Origin of the sequence: Cytobacillus oceanisediminis, from assembly GCF_007830235.1 — a bacterium.
Taxonomy (GTDB): domain Bacteria; phylum Bacillota; class Bacilli; order Bacillales; family Cytobacillaceae; genus Cytobacillus; species Cytobacillus oceanisediminis.
The window spans coordinates 160233-182082 of sequence record NZ_VLKI01000009.1 but is presented as its reverse complement, the minus strand read 5'-3'; the positions used below and the strand labels follow the sequence as shown (position 1 = coordinate 182082).

Annotated in this window: 17 protein-coding genes; 2 read left to right on the top strand and 15 right to left on the bottom strand. The window is 43.9% G+C overall.

The genetic code is table 11. The features are described from left to right. Nucleotides 1–71: 71 nt before the first annotated feature. Nucleotides 72–3839, bottom strand: coding sequence for a helicase-exonuclease AddAB subunit AddA (gene addA, locus IQ19_RS16220; RefSeq protein ID WP_415803202.1), 3768 nt, complete (start codon nt 3837–3839; stop codon nt 72–74). After that, nucleotides 3817–7323, bottom strand: a complete 3507-nt coding sequence (addB, locus tag IQ19_RS16215; protein WP_144543413.1) for a helicase-exonuclease AddAB subunit AddB — start codon at nt 7321–7323, stop codon at nt 3817–3819. Before addB ends, addA begins: the two co-directional genes overlap by 23 nt. Before the next feature lie 313 nt (nt 7324–7636). On the opposite strand from addB, the gene IQ19_RS16210 reads away from it, so the two are divergent. After that, complete coding sequence (locus tag IQ19_RS16210; RefSeq protein WP_144543412.1) at nt 7637–8791, top strand: MFS transporter; 1155 nt, start codon at nt 7637–7639, stop codon at nt 8789–8791. 397 nt (nt 8792–9188) lie between these two features. Here the strand turns inward: IQ19_RS16210 and IQ19_RS16205 are convergent, their stop codons facing one another. From IQ19_RS16205 to IQ19_RS16150, 13 genes are all read right to left on the bottom strand, one after another. Further along, entirely contained in the window at nt 9189–9728 is a 540-nt protein-coding gene (locus tag IQ19_RS16205) for a GNAT family N-acetyltransferase (protein WP_199749488.1), read from the bottom strand. A gap of 31 nt (nt 9729–9759) precedes the next feature. Beyond that, complete coding sequence (locus IQ19_RS16200) at nt 9760–11286, bottom strand: acyl-CoA synthetase (RefSeq protein ID WP_144543411.1); 1527 nt, start codon at nt 11284–11286, stop codon at nt 9760–9762. A 120-nt stretch (nt 11287–11406) separates the two neighbouring features. Then, nucleotides 11407–11784: a VOC family protein gene (locus tag IQ19_RS16195; RefSeq protein WP_144543410.1), complete on the bottom strand. Its 378-nt coding sequence runs from the start codon at nt 11782–11784 to the stop codon at nt 11407–11409. A 494-nt stretch (nt 11785–12278) separates the two neighbouring features. After that, a complete protein-coding gene (locus tag IQ19_RS16190; RefSeq protein ID WP_144543409.1) occupies nt 12279–13457 on the bottom strand; it encodes a thiolase family protein in 1179 nt (392 codons plus the stop codon). Nucleotides 13458–13519: 62 nt separating this feature from the next. Beyond that, nucleotides 13520–14260 (bottom strand): 3-oxoacyl-ACP reductase FabG, encoded by a 741-nt coding sequence (gene fabG / locus IQ19_RS16185; RefSeq protein ID WP_144543408.1) that lies wholly within the window; start codon nt 14258–14260, stop codon nt 13520–13522. 19 nt (nt 14261–14279) lie between these two features. Further along, nucleotides 14280–15173: an intracellular short-chain-length polyhydroxyalkanoate depolymerase gene (gene phaZ, locus IQ19_RS16180; RefSeq protein WP_144543407.1), complete on the bottom strand. Its 894-nt coding sequence runs from the start codon at nt 15171–15173 to the stop codon at nt 14280–14282. 4 nt (nt 15174–15177) lie between these two features. Continuing rightward, the gene (locus tag IQ19_RS16175) at nt 15178–16188 is read right to left on the bottom strand and encodes a 3-oxoacyl-ACP synthase (protein WP_144543406.1); all 1011 of its coding nucleotides are present in this window, start codon (nt 16186–16188) and stop codon (nt 15178–15180) included. A gap of 262 nt (nt 16189–16450) precedes the next feature. Then, nucleotides 16451–16627 (bottom strand): hypothetical protein, encoded by a 177-nt coding sequence (locus IQ19_RS27800; protein ID WP_158638836.1) that lies wholly within the window; start codon nt 16625–16627, stop codon nt 16451–16453. Between the two features lie 10 nt (nt 16628–16637). Next, nucleotides 16638–17636: a branched-chain amino acid ABC transporter permease gene (locus tag IQ19_RS16170; protein ID WP_144543405.1), complete on the bottom strand. Its 999-nt coding sequence runs from the start codon at nt 17634–17636 to the stop codon at nt 16638–16640. A gap of 4 nt (nt 17637–17640) precedes the next feature. Beyond that, nucleotides 17641–18501: a branched-chain amino acid ABC transporter permease gene (locus tag IQ19_RS16165; RefSeq protein ID WP_144543404.1), complete on the bottom strand. Its 861-nt coding sequence runs from the start codon at nt 18499–18501 to the stop codon at nt 17641–17643. Nucleotides 18502–18519: 18 nt separating this feature from the next. Continuing rightward, nucleotides 18520–19227: an ABC transporter ATP-binding protein gene (locus IQ19_RS16160; RefSeq protein WP_144543403.1), complete on the bottom strand. Its 708-nt coding sequence runs from the start codon at nt 19225–19227 to the stop codon at nt 18520–18522. Continuing rightward, entirely contained in the window at nt 19205–19978 is a 774-nt protein-coding gene (locus IQ19_RS16155) for an ABC transporter ATP-binding protein (protein WP_144543440.1), read from the bottom strand. Before IQ19_RS16155 ends, IQ19_RS16160 begins: the two co-directional genes overlap by 23 nt. 109 nt (nt 19979–20087) lie before the next feature. Then, on the bottom strand, nt 20088–21320 hold the full coding sequence (locus IQ19_RS16150) for a substrate-binding domain-containing protein (RefSeq protein WP_144543402.1): 1233 nt from the start codon (nt 21318–21320) through the stop codon (nt 20088–20090). 185 nt (nt 21321–21505) lie between these two features. Here IQ19_RS16150 and IQ19_RS16145 point away from each other — a divergent pair, with 185 nt between their 5' ends. Continuing rightward, a complete protein-coding gene (locus IQ19_RS16145; RefSeq protein WP_242021025.1) occupies nt 21506–21835 on the top strand; it encodes a hypothetical protein in 330 nt (109 codons plus the stop codon). The last annotated feature ends 15 nt before the right edge of the window (nt 21836–21850 follow it).

Here is a 21850-nt window from a genome sequence, read left to right as displayed (position 1 = left end):
TAATTCTTTTTGACACCTCTTCCCATATACGAAAAAACCGGCAAGATTCTAATTCCCCTGCCGGTTTTTTCTTATTTCTCTAACTTAATAGAATGGGCACCATCAAAGAAAAATAGATACCTTTCATTGACTTCCCTTTTCAAAATATGTTCGAGTGCTCTTGTGTACATGTCGATTTGCACTTTGTATCTATTTTCAAGAACAGGTTTTGCTTCGGTAAAGCCGCCTTTGAATCGGCCGGTGATTCCATCCGTTTTATAGTCAAGGAGCACGAGGCCCTTTTCATCATCAAACATACAGTCCACAATCCCCTGGATTAAAACCGGCTCATCTTCGCCTTGCCAGTCAGGATAGATTTCCCGGGCAGGGAACGATAAACTGAATGGGATTTCTCTTCGGATTGAAGCTGCCTGAACCATTCTTTGTCCAAGTTCACTTTCAAAAAACTGCACGATCAGCTGCGGATCGACGCTTTCCCGCTGCTCTTCCGTCAACAGTTCGGTATGAACCATTTCATCCATCTTAGTTGAAACGGATTCCAATGTTGCCGGCCTGCTGAAATCAATATGCTGCATCACTGCATGCATGGCCGTTCCACGTTCCGCCGGCGAAAGTGCTTTTTCCTGCATAAAACGAGGGCGGCTTAACAGCGGTTTATTTATTTTACGGACTAATTCAGTGCCGTTATCTTCATCTAAAAAAATTTCCCGCTGCCGCTTCACTTCTGAAACGGATTGTTTGGAGCGGTGCTGAGCAGCCTGTTTATAGGAATATTTCCATGAAAGTTGTTCCAGTATTTTTTCCTTATAATTCGATTCTGCAGGAACCGGCTTGCCTTCATAAACCAATTGCAGTAAGTCTTCTGCACTCTCATCTTGTTCTGAAGACAGCATGGCAGCATCTCCGCTTTTCATAATCGTAATGTTCCAGCATGAAGGATGCTCAAGAATATCTGATGGGACTAGCGGACTTACTGCTGTCGCTTCCCCTCGCAATGTTTCACAATCCTTATGTCTGACCAGGGATGGGCCGATCCAGTCCAGATAGCTGTTTGCAGAGGCACGGTCGAACTCATTCAAAAGCCAATCCCTATGTTCAGCAGTCTGCAGCCATTGGCTCAGTTTCTTTTCTGCACTTCTTACGGAGGAGACCAGGAATAGCTTTTCCTTCGCCCGAGTTAAGGCAACATATAGAACGCGCATTTCCTCCGCAAGCATTTCCATCTTCTTTTTCCGTTTAAAAGCAATTTGCGGAAGTGATGGATAAGAAATCCTTTTTTCAGCATTCACATACTTAGCAGCAAATCCAAATTCCTTGTCCAGCATGTATGGCTTTTTCAAATCCATCGTATTAAAATTTCGAGCGAGACCCGCTATAAAAACGAACGGAAATTCAAGTCCCTTGCTGCTGTGGATGGTCATTAGGCGCACAACGTCTTCTTGTTCGCCCAATGCACGGGCTGCACCAAGGTCATCCCCTCTATCCCGCATCCGCTCAATGAATCTCAGGAAGCGGAATAATCCCCTGAAGGAAGTTGCTTCATACTGTCTGGCTCTGTCATATAATGCACGAAGATTCGCCTGCCGCTGTTTTCCGCCTGGCATGCCGCCGACAAAATCATAGAAGCGGGTTTTTCTGTACAGATGCCAAATAAGATCGGAAAGTGAACTCTGTCTTGCCATTACACGCCATTCTTTAAGCTGATCGAAAAACGGGCGGACTTTTTCATATAATTCGCCTGTCTCAAGATTTGGCTCAATCCGGCAGAAGGAAATCAGCGCTTCGTAAAAAGAGCCTCTTTTGTTATGGATCCTGATTTGAGCCAATTCTTCCTCAGTCAATCCTAATATAGGAGATCTTAGAACAGAAGCAATCGGAATGTCCTGATATGGGTTATCAATCACTTTAAGAAGGGACATCATTATCGCGACTTCCGTTGCCTCAAAATAACCGCTTGAAAGGTTGGCATAGACAGGAATTCCCTGCTGCTTGAATTCCTCCATAATCTGCGGTGCCCATGTCATAGATCGAAGCAGGATTACAATATCCCGGTACATGGCAGGACGTCCCGATTGGGTTTTCGGATTGTAAACTTCTTTACGGTCCCCAATAATTTCCTTTATTTTAGCAGCCATATACCTTGCTTCAAGCTGTGACTGCGCCAATTCTGCGCTGTCAAAGCCATCTTGCAGGTCTTCTGGCTTCGTTTCGTCCTGTTCGTTTCCTTCCAGATCGATAATGGCCAATTCCACTGGATACCCCTGATCCTCTGAATAAGGAGCTCCTTTTACCAGTTCAGCAGGTTCATCATATTCAATTTCACCAACGGAAACACCCATGATTTGTTTGAAAATATAGTTGGTGCCATAAAGCACTTCCTTACGGCTTCTGAAATTGCGTGCCAAATCGATTCGGAGCCCTGTTTCTTCGCCATTTTGGTCAAAACGAGTATACTTGCCCAAAAATAAATTTGGTTCTGCCAGGCGGAAACGGTAGATCGACTGCTTCACATCTCCCACCATGAAAAGATTTCCATTTTCTTCAGAATCTGCCGTTACTAATTGTAAAATGGCTTCCTGGACCATGTTTGTGTCTTGATACTCATCCACCAGCACCTCTTTAAACTGATTTCGGCAGGCTAGAGCAGCCTCTGATGGCAACAGTCTCCCGTCTTCACCGGCTGCTGCAAGGATTTCCAGGCAATAATGCTCAAGATCCGCAAAATCAACAAGGCCTTTTTGCGTTTTTACCTGCCCAAATCGGACTGAAAAATCCTTAACTAAGGAAACCAGCGTTTCAATATGGGGCTTCATTTCCGCCATATCCCTGATGAAGCTTTCCGGGCGGCGTCCAAATAGCTCTTCCTGAAGATCAGATATAATCTTCTTCGCTTGATCCCTCAGTTTTTTTGCTTTCTCTACCAAAGCTTCATCATAGTTATCGCCTTTACAAGTCTTTGCCCTTCCGAATGACCATAATTGCATGGCTTCATAAAGAGCTGACCATGAATCGTCTTTAGCTTCTATAAGGATAGTAACAACTTGTAAATCTGCAATAAAGTTTTCAGCCCTTGGAGCCGGTCCGCCAGGAAGCTTGGTCAGTTCAAGGCCATACTCCAGAAGCTGCTTGGCTCCTTTCAGCTGCAGATCAACGTCATTCAAGAGGGAACAGACAAACGGCAGCTGTTCAAGGCTTGAAGTTCCATCCACATTATACATCTCAACTATTGAGTCGAGATATTGATTTGGAGAAGGATTAGAACGGGCAAAATCGTACAAGTCCCGGATAATATCCTGAAGGGCGGTATCGCTTCTGTCATTTGTAAATGTATCAACAAGGGCAAAGAAAGCATCATTCCCCTCCTTGCCGTACTCCTCTTCAAAAAGATCCTCGAGAACTTCATCCCTTAACAGCTGGGCTTCCGTTTCGTCAGCGATCCGAAAGCCCGGGTCAATATCGGTCATATAATAATATTTGCGGATCAACTCCAGACAGAATGAGTGCAAGGTAGAAATGGATGCCTTATTTAATAAACTTACCTGCTTTCTGAGGTGGACGGACTTTGGATTAACATTGATGGCTTTTTCAAGAGCCTCGCCGATCCGGTGCCTCATCTCGGCTGCTGATGCATTCGTAAAGGTTACAACCAGCAGTTCATCGACATTGATGGGATCTTCTGCTGCGATAATTTTATTGACGATCCTTTCAACAAGAACAGCCGTTTTTCCGGATCCTGCTGCAGCTGCAACCAGGATATCCTGGCCTTTTGCCATAATGGCTTTCCATTGGTCATCTGTCCAAGTTGCATCTGCCTGCTTAGGCGGTATGGCCATTTTCATCTTCCTCCACCTCCTTCTTGATGGTTTCTATAACGTCTTCTTTAGGCTTGGGAACAAACAGCCTGTAATCATTTGTTTCAAGCGATTCATCAAATTGGCAAACCGATTTATATGCACAAAAAGTACAAGGCGTTTTTTCCTTCATTTTATAAGGGGCAATATCGACAGTCCCCTCTGTTATGTGGTTGCCGGTACTTGTATACATTTTCCTCACATAGCGCCGCAAATAGTCAAACTCCTGCTTGCTGGCGACCTTGGACCGTTTTGAAATGGTCCCGTCCTTCTTGAACCCAGCGGAAATAATTGATGAATCCCCTGTTTCTAGCGTCTGGTCCATTAACCGGATGACATTTTCATCCCCCAGCATTAGTCCATTCATTTTGAACTTTTTATAGAGCTCTTGTTCAATATCCTCCAATGTCAGCATTCTTGATGTGCTTACAATTGGATTATGGACATGGAAATACAGAACTCCCGCTGGATCTGCTTCCGTTCCGATCAAGGCATTGGAATGGGCAATAATAATATCCAGGTAGGTAAGCATTTGCAGGGCAATTCCATAGTAGACTTCGCTGACATTCAAATCTTTGGAGCTCGATTTATAGTCAATGACTCGTAAAAATGTTCCGTTCGTATCCTGGGCTTTATCCACCCGGTCAATTCTGCCGACAAGCTCCATTTTCGACCCATTTTTTAGCGGGAATACGAGAGAAGGCAATTCTCCTTTCGGACCGAATCCCAGTTCAAGCCCGACAGGCGAGAATCCGCTTGACTTGGCATGCTCGCTGATGACAAATGATGCCCGGCTGATAATTTGTTCAAGTTTTCTCTTAATATAGTGATGCCTGTTTGAGCTTAAGAGAATCTCATTTTGCAATTTAGGGGCAAGCATTTCGACTGCTTCTTTTGCGAGAATTTCACATTGTTCCCTGGTCATATCTGTCCATGAAAGCTTTTGTGTCATAACCGTTTCGGCAATGTATTTTAATGCAGCATGGAATAAATCTCCAATATCCGGCGCCTCCAGACGGTATACCTGCCTTTCCCGCAGCCTTAGGCCGTGCTGGGCAAAATGGGAAAACGGACAGCTGTGGAATAATTCCATTCTGGATACACTTGCCTGAATATGGTCGCCATACAGCTCTTTACTGATGCCATCACCAAGCTGCTGTGTGCGATTTTCATAATTCAGGCTGGAAAGGACCTTTAGTGCCGGCCTTCTCCATTGCTCATCTTTTAAATAAAAATTATAAACATCCCACCACAAATCATAAATCGGATAGTTTTGCTTCTTCAGCTGCAGCTGTGATGTCAGATAAGAAAGTGCAGTATTAAGATTATCCGCATATTCAAGCTGTTCAGCTTCCGGCAATTCTGCCGGATCGGCCATAAAGGCATGCTGCCTGCATTCCGGGAATAAATCTCCCATTCTTTTAATAAAAGGAGAAGGCATAAGTGCTTTGCCTTCTTCATTTGCCAGCGGGTAGCTGATAAAAAGTCTTTCTGATGGGGTGACAAAGGCCTTATAGGCTAAAAATTCCTCATCAAGAAGGCGGGTGCGGCTTCCAGGGGCAAGTTTCATGCCATTTGCATACAGCATTTCCCTGTCTTCATCCGCAAGCACACCGTCCTCCGTGAATTTGGCAGGAAGTACTCCTTCATTAAGGCCAATGACAAAAGCAGCTTTAATGTCAGTTAAACGGGATCTCTCCAAATCTGCTGCCATAACCTGATCTATGGCAGGCGGAACAAGCGTAAAGCGCAGCGATTCCATTCCGGCATCAAGGATAGAAGCAAACCGCTTAAGTGTAACTTCTTCTTCACCCAGCATTTCTACATATTGATCCAGAAGCTCCATAATGGCATTCCATGCCTGGCCATGTTCCCTTGACTTAACAAGATTCCCCTTTTCCTCTTCAGCCGTTTTCCACTGTTCGAGCTTTAATGGAACATCAAGTTCTTCAAGGTATAAAAACAATGCTTCACAATATTTACGGCCATTATCAGCTTTTTTAAGGCGGCGGGTTAGCCTTAAAATCGGTCCGGTAATCATTTCCCGAAGATCGTTTAATTCATCTTCGGTTTTCTTTTCGGCATCTGTCTGGGCAACAGCTTCAAACTCCAGCCCCCTAATCCTTCTGTAAATCCATCTTTTCTTCTTCGTCCACTTATCCCCCTGGATGCCATAGGCAAGAACATAGTTTTCAAGCCTGTCCATCTGCTCGCGCAATCGGGATTGATTTAACTTGGACGGAAAGATCAGCTCAGACTTAACCGCTCTAAAAATCGGTTCATATCGCCAGTTCCCATTGATGATTTCCAAGGTCGAGCGAATTAATTCCACTAGAGGGTGATTCAGCATTGTCCTTTTTTGGTCAATGAAATAAGGAATATCATAGTCATGGAACACGGTTTCAATCATGTCATGATAATCCTGTCCATTTCTTGCGAGGACCGCAATATCCCTGTAACGGTATCCTTCGATGCGGATAAGCTGGTTTATTTTTCTGGCGACGCCTTCGATTTCAGCTCTCCTATTGACAGCCTGTCCAATATGAATGTCTGCCTCTCCTGAAAAAGCGGCAGCAGGCCTGCTGTCAAAATTGGCTTCGAGATGCCTCAGGGAAGGCGTGTTCCACCTTTTTTGATCAGTAAGCTTGATCTCTTCCACATCCAGACCATTCCGGGAAGCCATTTCAAAGATCGTTTGATAGTTTTCACCAGTCATCCTGAATAAATGGAGATCATCAGGAGCGCTTTGCTTAAACGGACGATCAAGCGTGAGTGTAATGGTTACCTTTTTGCACAGTTTCATAAGCTGCTCAACGATCATATATTCCTGCGGTGTAAAACTATAAAAGCCATCTATATATACTTCTGCATTTTTTAGATACTGTGATTGCGGGGCTTTTTCCGCAAGCAAACGGAAATAATCCTCAGAATCTGTATATTTTCCGGAAAGGGATTCTTCAAAGTTTTTATAGATTAATTCAAGATCATGAAGCTTATCCTGCAGCGCTTTGTTCGATTCCCCGCCAGCTGAAAGCTTATTCTGCCGCTCTGCCAGCTCATCAGGATTGACACAATAACGTTTAAATTCTGTCATCATCTGTTCGATTTGCTGGATAAATCCATTCTTATCGGCAGCCCGCTGGAAAAGCATCAGCTCATCCTTTTTATCTTCAATGATTTTGCGGATCAGCATGCTGATCCCAACACTATTAAGATGGTATCTGCTCATGCCTCCAGTTTCCTGAAGAATTCTCCAGGCAAGGCGCGTAAATGAATACACCTGGCCTCGAACCATTCCATTTAAACCTGGTGTTGTAATTAATTTATATTCTGATAGAAACGTCATCTGTTCCGGAACTAAATAGATAATCGGATCCCCATCAGGGCTGAACCGCAGTTCATCGCGGATTTCATTCAGGCAGTACTCCGTTTTGCCGCTTCCGGAACGGCCTATCAATAAACGTACGGTCATGTTTTTCCTCCTTAATAGAAAAGCGGAAGCGCCTTGGTCACCCCCGACATCTCGAGGGGGTAGGCGCTGGAGCTAGACAGTTATCGAAATTTAGAAATATATACTTACCTTAATAGAAAAGCGCAGATGCTTATCGATAGCCATCTGCCGGCAAGCTTGCTGACTAGCAAGCTTTCAGTTTATATCTATTCTCTAAAATTATTTTATCATATAAGCTGTTCAATTTTTCGTATGGGATCTTTCAAAAATGTGGAAATAAAACAACTTTCATATACAGGCTATCCTGCATAGGTTATGGTGGCAGGTGATATAGATGATTTCAAAACCAATTCTGCTGGCAACCTCCATTATTTTGACTGTAACAGGCATTTTTGTTGCCAGCAATATTTATACGCTTATTCCTATTTACGGGGACATAGCGGACTCATTTAACGTGAATGAAAATTATATTGTCGGCGGAGGCAGTCTTTTTGCCATTTTTTATGCAGCCGGCTTGCTATACTTTGGCCCTGCTTCAGATACGTTCGGCAGGCGAAAAATTATCATTATCGGTTTGCTCGCCTCAGCATTGTCCACTTTTGCTGTGGGGCTTTCATCAAGTGTTGAGACGCTTTATATAACCAGGTCGATTCAGGGGCTGACACTTGGCAGTTTCGCACCTGTTGCTTTTGCTTATTCCTTTGACCTTTTTCCGCCAAAGAAACGAACCCTGCTGCTTGTATTTATTAACACAGGATTTCTTGTTGCCGGTATTCTTGGACAGCTTATCAGTTCAACAATCACCATTTATTATCATTGGACCTATGCTTTTTATTTCTTTGCCATTTGTTATTTCGTACTCTTTCTTATATCATACAAAATTTTGCCCAGCACCTCACTTCCATCTGAATCAAAAGTTTCCGTTTTTCACATTATGAAACATCTATTAAAAAACGGCAGCCTATTAAAATGTTACGCCATTACGTTTACTTTGCTGTTTTCTTTTGTAGCTTTATACGATGCGATAGGAAGATTTTTTCAGGGAACCAGGGAGGATTTGTTTATTTTAAGAGCGGTTGGTTTAATCGGGGCACTCCTGTCTCTCTTTACCGGTAGGCTAATAGACCGAATTGGCATTTATGCAACCATGAAGCTCGGGTTGATTTTGGGCATTTTTAGCATTATTAATATGGCTGTATTCAGCAGTACACCTGCTTTAATGGCCTTTTCCATACTATTTGTGGCTTCCATCTCCCTGCTTGTCCCGACTGTCATTACACTCATTGGCTTGATCGCAGGGATGGATCGGGCAAAAGCACTTTCTCTTTATTCATTTATCCTTTTAACCGGAGCCAGCCTTGCCTCGCCGGTTGTAATGGTCCTTCAATATGAATATGTATTGCAGCTGCTCCTTGCCTTCTTCCTTATGAACATAGTTCTTGGTTATTTTTTATCAAAAGAAACTGCTCTTTCCCCGCAATCGGAATAAGAAAAGCGAAGGCCCCTTTGCCTATCGACGGAGCGTGGTGGACTGGGCCTAAAGGACAAGGAAGGCTTCGGCAGTTTTGGGAGGATGTGGGTCACTCCGACGTTGTGACAGGACAAGGAAAGCTACGGCAGCGATACATCGCACGACCAAAAGCGGGAGATTTCGGGAGAACGTGGCGCTTTTAGTCTGAGTTCCTTTTTTGAGATAAAGGAAACACGAAGAGCGATAGCGATTTGATGTTGACTTATAACGCTAGGAAATGCGTACGTCTTGTGCGTCGTCATAGACGAGGTGAGGGAAGCACGTCGAGTCGATAGGGTGCGGGAGTTAGACAGTTATAGTAGTTCAAAGTTATATTTTTTTTTAATAAACAAGCGCGGTTCATACCGCGCTTGTTTTACTCTTTCCATTCTGGCCGAAGCAGCCCGTATAAATACATATCATGCCGGCTTCCATCGCGTTCAAGAAAATCTCTGAAGCTGCCTTCCCTTTGGAATCCAAGAATTTCATACAGTGAAACTGCTCTGCTATTATACGAAAATACAGTAAGCTGCAGCCTGTGCAGATTCAATTCCATGAAAGCATAACGAATAAGGCATTGCATAGCCTCTTTTCCATAGCCTTTCCCCCATTTGGATTCATCAGCAATGGCGAGGGTAATCCAGCCGGTGCGATGCGGCCATAGAATACCGTTTATCTCAGCATAGCCGATGAGTTCATTTGTATCTTTTAACCGGATGGCAAATCTGAAAGTATCTTGCGAAGATTCATCCAGCCACTTTTTTATTTCCGTTTCCTGCTTAGGTTTTACAGGCAATGCATCCAGGTTGCGCATTATTTTTTCATCTGTATACCACTGGATGATCTTTTTTATATCTTCCCCATTAAAAGCTCCCAATGCTATATCTTTTCCGGACAATATTTTTCCGCTGAGCATTTTCATCACCCCCGGAACAATAATTTCTGCTTTAAGAGATGGAATCCTTCTTTTCCTGGGTTAATTGTCTTCCAAGCATTTTTAACTTCTTTTTATCAATTTTGCCGACAGGCGTTTTGGGCAGCTCCTTTACGAAAAAAATATGCTTGGGAATCTTGTATCTGCCGAGCCTGCAGCCGCAATATTCCTTGAGGTCAGCAGTAGATAAGGTCTGGTCGCCCTTTAAGCTTATAAAAGCCGAAACCGTTTCGCCCCATTTGCGGTCTGGAATTCCGATGACTGCTGCTTCATTTATTTGTGGATGGGAGGATAGCCAATGCTCAACCTCAAGCGGATATACATTCTCGCCACCGGTTATGATCATGTCTTTCTTCCGCCCGACAATGTAGTAGTAGCCTTCTTTGTCCCGTTTTGCTAAATCGCCGGTATGCAGCCAGCCATTTTTCAGGGCTGCTTGTGTCGCTTTTTCATTGTTCCAGTAGCAGCTGAAAGAATGCTTCCCTTTGACCAGCAGTTCTCCGACCTCATGGGGTCCTGCTTCCAGGCCGTTTTCTTTAATGATTTTTATTTTATTAAAAACCATTGGCTTCCCAACAGAGCCCCGTTTATCATCAGCCTCTTCTGGTTTGATAAAAAAGTTATTGGGCCCCGCTTCAGTTAAGCCATATCCTTCCTTGAACAAAAGGCCCTTTTTCTTAAACTTCTCGTATATATCTAGGGGGCATGGTGCTCCACCGGACAGGAATACCTTCATGTAAGGGAATGATGATTGCTGAAACTGAGATGTTTCTGTCATCATATGGTACATGGTTGGCACAAGCAAAACAATTGTGCATCTATAATGATTCAAATATTCGATTGCTTTCCTCGGATCATAATCATTTCCAAGAACAACAGTCCCCCCTGTCATCAGCAACGGAATGGATAGTGCATTTAAGCCCCCGGTATGGAATAACGGCATATAGGTCAGGGTAATATCCTCCTCTGACAAATTCCAGCTGACAACCGTATTCAATCCATTCCACAAAATGGACTGATGGGATAACACCACTCCTTTTGGTTTCCCCGTAGTCCCGCCAGTATATATCATGGCTAGCGGATCAGTTTCGTTCAGCAGCTCATTATAGTTTACCCTCAGGCTGCTCACTGCCACCTGATTATATTGCTCTCCGTTTATTCGCAATGACTTGAACGCATTATTTTCCAGTTGATCTACCGTATCGGAAAATTGGGAGTGATAGGCTACTATTTTGGGCGTACAGTCTTCCAGGATATACTTCATTTCTTCGATCGATAAGCGCCAATTGACAGGTACGAATATCGCCCCTATCTTCCCGCAGGCAAACAGCAAATCAAAATAACTAATATCATTGGGAGCCAGTAAGGCAACACGGTCACCTTTTTGGATTCCCTGCCCATTTAACCAGCCTGCAAGTGATTCTGTCCGGCTATAAATCTCCGAATAGGTCCATTTTTTATTTTGCTCCGCATCTATTATGGCTATAGAATCCGGTTTCAGCCCCGCTCTATTCTCCAGCCAGTCGAATTCCCGCCCCACAACAATCTCTCCTTCTTACAAGATAAACTAATTGTATAAAGGTGGAGTTACAACATAGTTACAGACGCCCGAAAATCCCGCCAGACTAAAAGTTTGGCGGGATTTCGCAGTGAATTATCATTATATCTTTCTTTTATCCTCGCAAATCATCAGCAGGTTGCCTTCACTGTCCCGGAAATTAAAAAAGGAAATATCCCCATGCTCTTCAATCTCGCTAAAAATTTCTGCATTTATAGATTTGACGTAGTCATAAGATTGGTAAATATCATTCGTATCGAAAAAGAAAAGCGGCTTTGCATCCTGCTTGGCAACTATCCCTTTATTGGCATCGAGAATAATACCAGATCCGCCTGATACCGGCAAATCATAAATGGTGCCTTCATGGGCTGTGTCCTTTTTCGGAAGTCCGAGCAAGGCCGAATAGAAAGCGATCGCTCTGTTCATATCTTTTACATGGATAAAAATAGCACCAACATGGTTTTTTACTGGGCTTTTCATGATAACACTCCTATTTTTAATTTTGTATCTTTGGAAACCATCAGAGAAAGCTTTCGCGGATATATTGATTTTTTCGAGGATATCCCGTTCTCTTGTCCAAAAAACTTGCTGGTTTGCTTGTCTTCTAGCATGGTTCAGGTGCTTTTTCCCTATATTTATGGAGAGTGCCTAAATTCGGGGGGAGATTGTATCTCTTTCGTTCCCTTTCTCTCCGCTTTACCCGCTCCAAGGGCACGATTGGACCTCTTTCGTTCCCTTTCTCTCCGCTTTACCCGCTCCAAGGGCACGATTGGACCTCTTTCGTTCCCTTTCTCTCCGCTTTACCCGCTCCAAGGGCACCATTAGACCTCTTTCGTTCCCTTTCTCTTCGCTTTACCCGCTCCAAGGGCACGATTGGACCTCCTTATTACTGGTTTTGAAAAATTCGAAGCCTTTTTCGTTTCCCCTATACTTGAGCGGCCGCTCATAAAGAAAAGAGCTCCCGAAGGAACCCTTTATTCGTATGTTTCAACAAAAACTGTGGCACCCATGCCGCCGCCGACACATAAGGATGCAATTCCTCTTTGTCCGCCTCTTCTTTTCAATTCGTGGACAAGGCTTACAACAAGACGCGCTCCTGTACAGCCAATTGGGTGGCCCAGGCTGATTCCGCTTCCGTTTACATTTACCTTTTCACGGTTCAAGCCCAGTTCCTTTTCAACTGCCAAATATTGAGCTGCAAAAGCTTCATTAACTTCAATTAAGTCTGCATCTTCAAGGGACCATTCTACATTGGCAAGTCCTTTTTTGACAGCTGGCACCGGTCCTCTTCCCATTACTTTAGGGTCCACCCCTGCCACTGAGAAACCAACTATTTTAGCCAGCGGCTTTAGCCCCTTTTCAAGTGCCAATTCTTCTGGCATTAAGACAAGCGCTGCTCCGCCGTCATTAAGGCTGGATGCATTTCCTGCCGTAACGGATCCACCTTTTCTGAATACAGGATTCAGTCTGCTAAGTTTTTCTGCAGTTAAATCACCACGCGGATTTTCATCCTGTGTAACAGTAACCTTCCCTTTACGGGACTTCACAGTAATTGGAACGATTTGTGAGTCAAAGTAACCGTTTTCAATTGCATGTAAAGCTCTTTGATGGCTAAGAAATGCAATTTCATCCTGTTCTTCTCTTGTAATGCCATAGATTTCTGCCAGGTTTTCCGCAGTCTCCCCCATCATAATATGATGGATCGGATCCTCAAGAATTTCCCAAACTGTATCAGTTACCTGTCCATGCTGCATGCGGGCGCCCCAGCGATGCTGCTTTAATACATAGGGGCTGGAGCTCATTGCTTCCACTCCGCCGGCAATGACGATATCTGACATTCCGGATTGAATTTGCAAAGCAGCTGAAATAATCGCCTGCATACCGGAAGCACATTGTCTTTGTACAGTAAATCCGGTTGCCGTATCATCAAAGCCTGCAAGCAAAGCAGCTGTTCTAGCCGTATTTGGCTCATCCGTTCGCTGGATGCAGTGCCCTAAAATGACCTCATCCACCTCATTGCTTTGCAGTCCGCTTCTCTCCGAAGCTTCTTTTAAAGCCGGAACAATTAAATCTGTCGGAAGAAGATCCTTAAAGACTCCTCCGAATGTTCCGACCGGTGTTCTGACTGCTGATGTTATTACAACATTTCTCATCCCTTTTCACCTCATTTATTTTCCTCAGCCATTTTTCCGAACATCCGCTCGAAATCTGGCCGTTACATCATAATCCCGCCATCTACATGAAGGACGGTTCCGTTAACATAATCGGATTCATTGGAAGCAAGGAACAAATATGCGTTAGCAATGTCTTCCGGACTTCCAAGCCTGCCAAGCGGGACCATTCCTTTCATTTGCCCGATTACCTTTTCTGGAACCTTTGCAGTCATGCCGGTTTCGATAAATCCAGGAGCAACCGCATTCACGTTGATTCCTTTTCTTCCCAATTCCTTTGCCCAAGTCTTAGTCATGCCGACTACCCCTGCTTTTGCTGCAGCGTAGTTTGTTTGGCCGATATTTCCATAGACTCCGGAAACGGATGAAGTATTGATAATTTTTCCGCCTCCCTGCTCCAGCATGGCCGGCAGGACTGCTTGCGTGCAGTGAAACACACCAGAAAGATTGACATCCAATACTGCCTGAAAATCTTCAGCAGATAATTTCGACAGCATGCCGTCTCTTGTAATTCCTGCGTTATTTACTAAAATATTAATCTTTCCGAATGCTTCTTTTACGGCTTCAACCATTTCGTCTATGCTTTGCCTGTCTGCCACATTCACCTGGAAAAATTCTACGTTGAATCCTTTATCTTTTAGCTCCTGTGCTCTTGTTTTTCCAAGGTCGGCATTATAATCTGCCATAGCCACCGCGGCTCCTTCACTGGCAAACCTTTCTGCCGCTGCAAGGCCAATACCGTTGGCGGCACCGGTGATAATGGCTGTTTTCCCTTTAAGTCTCATCTGTTGCACCTCCGTTATATTAATTTAAAAATTCTGACATTACACAAAGCAGCTGATCTATATCATCGATCGGCGGCGAATGTCCGCAATCTCCTAATTCGACAAAGCTTGCATTTTCTCCTATGTCCTCGATAATTTCTTCAGCCATTTGTTTAGAAATGACCAAATCACGGTCTCCTAAAAGGACTAAAACCGGAATGCCAATTTGGCGGGCTTGCCCGTTCCCTTTGATTAAGCCATTAAACTTGCCGCTAATGTTAAATGTATTCAGCGCATGCACCGTTTCAGCGTAATTTCTTTGGGTAAGCATATCGTCAATGTACTCTTCATATCGCTCGGGCTCCGGCTTGTTTTTTGTATAAATAACCGCATTGTAAACCATTTTTAGAAACCCGCGGTTTTCTGAAGCATATGCCTGTTCAGTTGGCACTACTTTTGACGGATCATTTTTTGTCTGCTCCAAGGTGCTGATCCTCCTAGTGGGATCCGGCTGCCCGGATTCATTCGTTTCATAGATTGGGTATCCCCTTGTAGACCCCGGTGCAAGGAGGATCATTTTCTTGCAATAACCCGGATAGTCAGCTGCAAATTGCATGCATACAGGTCCCCCCAAAGACCAGCCGACGATGGAGAAATCTCTAAGGCCAATTTCATCTGCAAAATGCTTTATGTCTTCCGCTAACTCTTTAATTGATGAAATGGGAGTATGATAGCTTGATAGGCCGAATCCTCTCATATCCATGGCATACAGATTGTAGTTCGGATCCATTTTTTCAAGCACAACGTCCCAATGCTTGGATGAATTCATATTGCCGTGGATTAGAAGGACCTTCTGTTCACCGCCCTCCCTTTCTCGATAAGCAATCGTTTCACCATTAGGCAGCTTAACATGCTTTAATTGAATTTGCCTCATCCACCTAACACTCTCCCCATCTTATGGTCGCTGCTCCCCAGGCGTAGCCAATGCCGGCACTGACTAAAACAGCAATTTCGCCGTCTTGTAATCTGCCAGCCTTCTCAGCCAGCTCAAGTGATAAAATCTGATCAAATTGTCCGATATGCCCATAATCCTCCAAATAAATAGACGCTTCTGCAGGAAGCCCCATTTCCTTTAAAACGTAATCGTGTGCTGATTTTTTCATATGAAGTAAAGCAGCATAGCCAATTTCCTCTTCTGAAAAACCGCTTTTGCGTACGGAACGGCGGATAACATTCAAAAAGTTATCCATGGATTTTTGCTCAAGGCGCCGCTTCATACCCTCCGGATCGAGCACATCGAGCTGATATAACCCCTGTTGGAGTGCTTCAGGAGTCATAGGATTCTTTGTCCCTCCTGCAACAACAACGACATCTTCAGAAAAAGATCCATCTGTAATGATTTCGGTCTCATACAATAGATTTTTGCAGATGCCTTTTTTCAGGATTATGGCTCCGCCCCCTGCCCCCAGGTTATACATAAATCTTGTTCTAGGATTTTTGTATCTAATAAAATCGCCATTCCGGTATCCTCCGGCAAGCAGAACAGTGTTAATGCCCGGGTCAGCCATCATCATATTTTTAGCTACCTTCAAGGCCATAACAGCTGTTCCGCACCTTAGAGCTGCATCAAACGCCCAGGCATTGGCTGCCCCCAATTCCTCCTGCATCTTGATGCCAGCCGTCCAGAGAGGATACTCTTTATATTCCTCGCCGATATAAATGATCAGGTCGATTTCAAGGGGATCTATCCCGGCCTTTTTTATAGCTGTCCGGGCCGCCTTGATCCCCATTTCACATGTATGGTCATTCTCTCCCGGCACCGGCTTTTTCTTTATGCCCATTTTACCTTCCACAATCTCCCGGGGGATTCCTGCTTCCCTGGCAATTTCCTCCCCCGTTATATATGAATTCGGCAAATAGAAGCCAGTGCTTAAAATTCCAATGTTCAAAACAGGCACCTCTTTTCTTTTCAAATGGAAATCTGGCTTTTTCTCAGCGAACAGCGTGCTGTCCGGTAGCCTCCTGGGCGCATCACGCGCCTGCGAAGTCTCCCTTTGACCGGCTCTCCCGCAGACTTTGATTAATCATCCTCGACTAAACACCGCACGAAGAAAATGCGAATGCATTTTCGAGGATCTCGCGCCATCAGCTTCAATCAAAAGGGGCAAAATAAACAATATGCTTTATAAACACAGCCTCTATCTTAAGCTATTAATCTCCTATTATCGTTTTCATAAAGCCCATCGCTTCTTCCATCGTTTCAAAAAGGTTTACCTTTTCATCTTGGACATGTGTAACCTTGATGCGCCACTTTTTTTCTCCTGTCCGTTCATCCGTTTCTGCCAAATGAAAACGGACAATAAACGAAGCAATCTGTTTTGTCTCCATCCTTCTCCCCCTAACTGGCAATCTTCTCCCCTGCTTTTTGCTGTTTTTCTTTTTTACCCTTAAACTTAATATTTCTTAATGTGCCGACAATGCCCATTGGGAAGAACATGACGGCCAAAATATAAATGATGCCAAAGAAAATAATCCACCTTTCAAAAATCCAATGAACCTTTGCCAGTTCTGTCAGCCAATGATGGGCAAATTCAATCAGACCCGCACCGATGATTGCCCCAACTAGCGTTCCCACACCGCCAATAATCGTCATCAATAAGGCATCTAGCGTTATATCCATTGTAAAAACGCTTGTATTAACAAAACGAAGAGAAATCGCGTATAAAATCCCTGACATACCTGCCAAAATACCGGAAACAACACTGGCAATGACTTTATAATGAAGAACACTGTAGCCAAGGGATTCCGTCCTTTGTTCATTTTCCCTTATTGCCTGAAGCACCCTGCCCAGCGGTGAATTAGTAAATCTTTTTAAAAGAGCAAAGACAGCAATCATTGATACAAGGCAAATCAGGTAAAAGTCTGTTCTGTCCTTCAGCATATCAGGGACTCGAAATGTAAATCCGTCATTTCCATAAGTAACCGTACGCCATTTTTCAGCCAGCACAAGAAACAGCCCGGCCACCGCCATTGTCAGCATCGCATAAAAATGGCTTTTCAGCCGCAAAGTTAGCAGCCCTAATACATAGCTGACCAAGGCAGTTAATAGAATGGTAACCAGTATCGAAAGAAGCAGATTCGGAACTGTTGGCTCAAACCGTTTCATAAATACGCCAACTGTATACGCTCCAATTCCAAAAAACATCGCGTGCCCAAATGAGACAATTCCGGTATAGCCGAGCAATATATCATAACTCATGGCAAAGATCGCAAAAATAAAAACCTGTGTAAGCAAAATCAATAGTGTGCGTGATTCATATACAAACGGCAGAATAATCAGGAAAATCGCCACAGCCAAATAGACTGCATTCATTCTATTGCCCATCAATTGTTTCATCTTCTCACCCCTTCAATCCAAACAATCCCTGAGGCCTAAAAATAAGGACTGCCGACATTAACAGCATATTGACAGCCAGCGAAAGGGAAGGCACATAATAAGCCATAAAGGACCCTGACAGACCGACCAAAACTGCAGCCAGTATAGAACCGGGAAAACTGCCCATTCCGCCGATTACGACTACAATGAAAGCCAGTATGGCAAACTCCAGTCCCATCTCTGCATAAATGACGCCTGAATATGGGGCCAGCAATACACCACCCAGTGCAGCCATTGCCGCTCCTACCATGAACACCATCATAAATATCTTTTGGATATTTATTCCAAGCGACTGAACCATTTCTTTATCCATGACTCCAGCCCGGACCACTAATCCAATTTTCGTGCTTTTCAATACATATTGAACAAGTGCAAACACCATCAGTCCTACTGCGATAATAAATACTCTATATTTAATGATAATGATATTGCCCAGCTCCCAGCTTCCTGCAAGATAGCTTGGAGGAGAAGCTGAAATTTGGTTAGGCCCCCAAACAACTTTTAGCATTTCTGATAATACCAGCATCAGCCCAAGCGTGATCAATATCTGCTGAATATGATTTCCGTACACTGGCTTAATAATCCACTTTTCCGTAGCCAATCCAAGAATCAGTCCTGTTAGGATCGCGCCGGCAATTCCGGCAAAAAAACTGCCTGTTGATGTATAAATCCATGTCCCGCTATAGGCTCCCCAGGCAAAAAGCCCGCCATGGGCAAAGTTGAGAACGTCCATTAAGCCAAAAATAAGTGTTAATCCAGCAGCCAGCAAAAAGATCAGCATGCCTGTAGCCAGCCCATTCAAAGTCAAATTAATAAGCACTTCCATCTTTAGATCCTCCTTCCTTTAAGCAATCCCCAAGTACTTTCTGCGCATTTCTTCATCTTCTTTTAAGAGCTTCATAGGACCGTTGCTGACTGTCCGGCCATCGTCGATGATGTAAAAACGGTCACCGACTGTGCTCGCCATCATAAAGTTCTGTTCGACTAGTACGATTGTGGTTTTTTCTTTCATTTCCATAATCGTTTCCATAACCTTTTCCACAACAATTGGCGCCAGCCCTTTGCTTGGCTCATCAATTAACAAAAGATCATTATCATTGATATAAGCTCTGGCTATTGAAAGCATCTGTTTCTGTCCGCCGCTCAAAAGTCCGCCAGGCTTCTTCCAAAACTTCTTAAGGTCGGGAAACAGCACCAAAATCAATTCAAGACGTTCTTTAGTTGAATCATTATCATTCTTCATGGCAACCTTCATATTTTCTTCAACAGTCAGGCCGGAAAAAATCCCCTGGTCTTCCGGGACATAGCCTATTCCTTTTTGGGCAACCGTGAAAGTCGGCAAACGGCTGATGTCCTCCCCTTTATAATGAATCGTTCCGCTGGAAGCAGGATTAAGGCCCATTATGGTCCGAAGCGTGGTTGTCTTTCCTGCGCCATTTCTTCCAAGAAGGACTGTAACCTCCCCTTTGCGGACCTCAAAGGACACTCCCTGTATAATGTGATATTGTCCGATATGAGTCTCAACCTCGTTAAGCCTTAACTGCACTGTCATCGTATAACCCTCCTAAATAGGCAGACTGGACGGTTTCATTTTTCATAATCTGCTCCGGAGCCCCATCCGCAAGCAATCTGCCATTAAACAGCACCATCACGGAATCCGATAAATCCATAATCATGTCCATTTTGTGTTCAATTAATACAATCGTCCGGTCGCCTTTCAGCTTGATTTTTCGAATGATTTCCAGGATGGCCGGTACTTCCTCAAGCGACATACCTGCTGTTGGCTCATCCAAAAGGAGCACTTCCGTATTCAGCGCCAGCAGCATAGCGATCTCAAGCTTCCGTTTCTCGCCATGGGCCAGATTTTTTGCAGGAATATCTTTTTTGCCTTGCAGGAACACCAGTTCCAGCCACTCTTCCGCCTTTTCTTCAAACTGCTTATACTTTTTAAAATGGGAGAGCATCTGAAAGCGGGTTCCGGCCTGAGACTGAACAGCCAATCTAACATTTTCAAGCACCGTCAGATTAGGGAAAACATTCGTAATCTGAAAAGAACGGCCAATGCCCAAACGTGTTCTTTCTGTCGGGGAATGCTTCGTGATTTCCTGGTTTTTGAAAAAGATCTGCCCCTTTGTAGGGGTAAGCTGTCCGCTTAACAAGTTAAAGAAGGTTGTCTTCCCGGCTCCATTCGGTCCAATAATAGATTTAAACTGATTTCTGGCAACCTGTACGTCTACACTGTCAACAGCAGTATGCCCGCCGAAGGAAATCGTCAGGTCCTTTGTTTCTATAAGTGATTCCAGCATAACCGCCACCTTTTTGATCATTATTCGATAGAAATAAGAACTCCGGTATAGCTACCGAAGTTCATCGACATTTTAAGAGCTTTTTAGACTAGCATTCTTTTTTCTGTTAATTTCTTACAGGAGGAGCTGTTTCTTCAGGAGAAAGCTCACGGATTAAAACTGGAACCGGATAAGGAACTCCGTCTTTCTTTTCCAGTTTAATCGCATACAGTGTCTGTAGCGCCTGGTGATCATCTGGACGGAAGGTCATCTTGCCTTTAGGTGTATCAAAGCTCATGCCTTCCATTGTTTCAATTAATGTATCGGCATCCGCATCTCCTTCTGTCTTCTTAAGTGCCTCAACAATTGCAATGGCAGCACTCATTCCTCCTGGAGTAAACAAATCAGGCTCATCGCCGTCAAATCGTTTTTTATGTTCTTCGACAAGCCAGTCATTAATATCGTTGGAAGGCAAATTATGGTAATAAACCGTGAAGCCTTCCATGCCGACAAGCGGTTCCATTGTTGCAAGCGCGGCAATATCAGGGGCGCCTGTGGAGATTTTAATTCCTTTATCCTGAACTTTCATATCGGCGATTTGATTCCATGGAGAATTTGCGCCCGCCCAAACCACAAATAAATAGTCGGGGTCTGAATCAATAATTTTTTGGATATTTGATGTAAAGTCTGTTGCTGCAGGATCTGCATATTCTTCATGTACAATTTCAGCACCTAACTCTAAAGCTGCTTCCTTAAATGCAGCGACTCCATCACGGCCAAACGAATAATCCGGTGCGAGCGTTGCGATTTTTACGCCTTTATCCGCAATGGCAGCAGCTCCTGCTACCGCATCCTGGGAGGAGTTCCTGGCTGTGCGGAAAATATAGGGATTGTATTCAGATCCTGTTATGGTATCCGCTGCAGCAGGCTCAACCACCATGATTCTTTCATATTCTTCCGCAAGGGGCAGGACCGCCAGCGTATCCCCTGAGCTCGAAGATCCGACCAGGAAATCTACTTCATCTTCTTCAAGAAGCTTTGTTGCTTTTTGAACCGCAACTTCAGGCTTTGTTTCCGTATCTTCCACAATAAACTCAATTTTTCTGCCTGCTACCTCTCCTGTTCCATCCGTAGCATAATCCAGTCCAAGCTCAAAGCCCCGCAATGTTTGCTCTCCGTATGATTCCAGTCCGCCTGTCTGGGAAGCCAGGACACCAATTTTAATTGGTTTAGCTTTTTCACCAAAGTCTTTTGTTCCGCCTTCCTCACTGCCGGTATTTTTTGAGCTGCAGGCACTTAAGATGACCATGGCCAAAATCAGCATAAAAATAAAGGCAAATTTCCGTGACACTCTCTTCATCTTCTTTCCCCCTTTGAACTTATAAAAATAAAAGCCATTTAGCTTTGAATCAATCATAAAAAAGGGCGGTTACAAATGAGTTACACCCCCCATACGGATTATGGTAATTTTTTGAATCGGTTTAATAGCCGGTAAAAAAGGCTAAGAAATATAAAACAAATGCCGGCAAGGTGAAAGGAGCAATCATGATGAAGATTGTTTATGGCTTAATGGCTCAAAACGGAGATGCCCAGGAATTGTTATGGGATCTGGGATTTTGGGAAAGCGAAGAATCCGCCAGGGAATATTTAAATACAGAAATGGCCAATACGCGCGGAATTACAGTAGAACCGATTAAAATTAATGATCCTATACCGGTCTCACCAGAAGAAATTGAAGAAGACGAAATGGTTGCCTGTTCCCTTTGCGGAATTGAATATAATCGCGAAGATGTCAATATGACTGATTATGATGCAAATGTATGTGTAAATTGTGAGCCTGAATATAAGGAGAATCCTAATTTGCATGTTATCTAAAAATATTTTAAGACC